General features: G+C 73.6%; 2 protein-coding genes and 1 pseudogene. All 3 read right to left on the reverse strand.

The genetic code is table 11. The annotated features are described in order from the left end of the window. Positions 1-127: 127 nt before the first annotated feature. Positions 128-1,267: pseudogene (locus ACWCO3_RS33085) on the reverse strand (MFS transporter); the annotation flags it as partial. A 175-nt stretch (positions 1,268-1,442) separates the two neighbouring features. Continuing rightward, positions 1,443-2,978: a glutamate synthase subunit beta gene (locus ACWCO3_RS33090; RefSeq protein WP_357935892.1), complete on the reverse strand. Its 1,536-nt coding sequence runs from the start codon at positions 2,976-2,978 to the stop codon at positions 1,443-1,445. Then, positions 2,971-3,358 (reverse strand): hypothetical protein (locus ACWCO3_RS33095; protein ID WP_450013860.1); only part of this gene is annotated, 388 nt, incomplete at its 5' end. The genes ACWCO3_RS33090 and ACWCO3_RS33095, both read right to left, overlap by 8 nt.

Here is a 3,358-nt window from a genome sequence, read left to right on the forward strand (position 1 = left end):
CAACGACGCCGCCCTGGACTACGAGCCGGAGACGTCCGGTGCGCTCGGGTTCGGCTTCCGCTGCGGCTTCCTCGGCCTGCTCCACCTGGAGATCAACCGTGGCGATCGTCGCGGCGGTCCCGGCCAGGACGAGCGTCTGGCGCGGCCCGGCGTACTCGGCGAGCCAGCCGAGCAGCGGGGCACCGACCGCGGCGGAGACCGAGCCGGTGACCGCCAGCGCGGCGAGCACCCGACCCCGCATCGCGGCGTCGGTGTCGAGTTGGGCGCGGGTACCGACCGTGGTGTCGATGACCACCGCCGCGGCGGCGATCGGCAGGATCACCGCTGCGAAGCTCACGGTCCCCGGTGCGAGGCCGGCGACGATCTGCAAACCGCTGGCGAGCAGGCCGGCGACGACGAGTGTTCCGTACCCCAGGGAACGGCGACGGGCCGCGACGAGGGCGCCGACCACCGTTCCGACCGCGAACACCGTCGACAGGACGCCGTAGCCGGAGGCGCCGGCGTTCAGCGGGCCGTCGCTCATCGCCGCCATCGTCACCTGGTAGTTGCGGCCCAGACTGCCGAGCACGAACGACAGGGCGAGCGCGAGGAGCAGCACCGGCTGCCCGCGCAGGTAGGCGAACCCGGCCCGCACGCCGCTGCGGGTCGCGCTGGCGGCGGACACCGCCACGCCGGCCACGGCCCCCGGGCGGACGGCGAACAGCGCCACCACCACGGCGGCGAAGCTCGCCGCGTTGATGCCGAACAGCAGGGCGGGGCCGACGGCGGCCACCACGACGGCGCCGAGGCTCATGCCGAGGATGCGGCCGGCGGAGTTGGAGAGCGACCCGAGCGCCAGGGCGTTGCCGAGGGTCTCCCGGTCGACGAGGGTGGAGGCCCAGCGGCCCATCACCGGGCCCTCGATGGCCGAGACGGCACCGGTGGCCAGGGAGATCGCGAAGATCAGCGGTAGGCCGCCGAAACCGGTCAGGGCGACCGCGCCCAGCCCGGCGGCGAGCGCCGCGTGGGCCACCTGGGAGGTGATCAGCAGCGGGCGGGCCGGCAGGCGGTCGGCCAGTACACCGCCCCAAACGCTGAGCAGCAGTGTCGGTGCCGCCTGGAGCAGCACGGCGAACCCCATGGACGTCGCCGAACCGGTCTCCTTCAGGACGTACCAGTTGACCCCGAGGACCTGCATCCAGGTGCCGATGACGGAGACGAACCCGGCGAGCGCCCAGATGCGGTAGTTGCGATGGCGCAGCGCGGCGAAGGTGGCACCCGTGGCCACGACGAACCTCCAGCGATCGGCGGCATGATCATTCAGGCCGATCGCGGCGCGGTTCGGCAGCCGACAAGTCTTGCCGCCTTAAACCTGTTTGCCCACATTTGTGAGCGGCTTCACCAGCGGGAATGCCCGGCCGGTGCGGCAGCAGCCTGCCGCACCGGCCGGACGACCCAATCTGTCAGCGAGCGGCGAGAGCCTGCGCGGCCGGGCCGACCGGGGCCGGCAGCACACCGGCACCGCCGAGGTAGGCGTGGATGGCGGCGGCCGCCGCACGACCCTCGGCGATGGCCCAGACGATCAGCGAAGCCCCCCGGTGCATGTCACCCGCGACGAACACCCCGTCGGCGTCGGTCTGCCAGTCGTCGCGGGCGTCGACAGCGCCCCGCGGGTTGCGGGTCACCCCGAACTGCGCCAGCAGCGGCTGCTGCTCGGTGCCCTCGAAACCGATCGCCAGCAGCACCAGATCCGCCGGAAGCTCCCGCTCGGAGCCCGGCACCACCGTCACGATGCGCCGACCGTCGCGCTTCTCGACGGTCACCTCGGCGATCCGAACCGCACGCACCTGGCCGGTGCCGTCGTCCACGAACTCCTGCACCGCAGCGGCGAAGACCCGCTCGCCGCCCTCCTCGTGCGCCGGGTAGCTGCGCAGGATCCACGGCCAGGTCGGCCACGGGTCCCGTGCCTCGTCGCGCTCCTGCGGCGGCTGCGGGTACAGGTCGAGCTGGTGCACGCCCGCAGCGCCCTGGCGATGGGCGACGCCGAGGCAGTCGGCGGCGGTGTCCCCACCACCGATGATCACCACGTGCTTGCCGGCCGCGTCGATCGGAGTGCCGTCCGGCAGCACCGCCCGCGCCAGCCGGCGCTCGCCGGTGGTCACGACGCCGGCCTGGTCGGTGGCCGCGGTGGCGACCGCGCGATTCGCCGCGACCAGGTGCGCCATCGCCTGGTGTACGCCCCGAAGCGCCCGCCCCGGGGTCTCCGGAGTGTCCCGGCCCTGCAACGCGCCGCAGGCCAACAGCACCGCGTCGTGCTCGGCGCGCAACTGCTCGGCGGTGACGTCCACCCCGACGTTCACGCCGGTGCGGAAGCGCACCCCCTCGGCGGCGAGCTGGGCCAACCGGGCGTCGATGTGCCGCTTCTCCAACTTGAAGTCGGGGATGCCGTACCGGAGCAGACCACCGATCGCGTCGTCCCGCTCGTACACCGTCACCGCGTGACCGGCGCGAGCCAACTGCTGGGCGGCGGCGAGGCCGGCGGGCCCGGAGCCGACGACGGCGACCGACCGGCCGGACGGCGCCGGCACCGGGCGGGGGGTGAACCCACGCGCGGCGGCGGCGTCGGCGATCTCCACCTCGACCTGCTTGATGGTCACCGGCTGACCACCGGAGATACCGAGCACGCAGGCCGCCTCGCAGGGCGCCGGACAGAGCCGACCGGTGAACTCCGGGAAGTTGTTGGTGGCGTGCAGCGACTCCACCGCGGCATCCCAGTTGCCGGTACGCACCAGGTCGTTCCAGTCCGGGATGCGGTTGCCCAGCGGGCAGCCGTCGTGGCAGAACGGGATGCCGCAGTCCATGCATCGCGTGGCCTGCTCACGGACCAGCTCCTCGCCGGCCGGCGGGTAGACCTCACGCCAGTCGCTGATCCGCACCGACACCGGACGGCGGGCCGGCAGTCGCCGGTCGTAGCGCAGGAAACCGTTCGGGTCAGGCACGTGCCACCTCCTGGGCCGCCACCCGCGGGGCGGGCGGCGCCGGCATCGCCGGCACAGCGGGTGCGGTCAGTTCTGTCATGACCGCGTCGTCGACGTCGCGGCCGGCGGCTTCGGCGGCCCGCATGATCTCCAGCACCCGGCGGTAGTCGCGGGGTACCACAGCGGTGAACTCGGCCACCGCCTCCGGCCAGCGCTTGAGCAGCTCCTCGGCGACCGCCGACCCGGTCTCGGCCACGTGCCGCTGCACCAACTCGTGCAGCAGCGCCTGCTCCTGCTCACCCAGCGGCTCAGCGTGCAGCAGCTGCGGACCCAGCGGGACCAGCTCAACGAACAGGGCGCCCAGCCGGAGCGGGAGATGGTGGACGCCACCATCGCCCGGC

It is taken from the genome of Micromonospora sp. NPDC002411 (genome assembly GCF_053592955.1).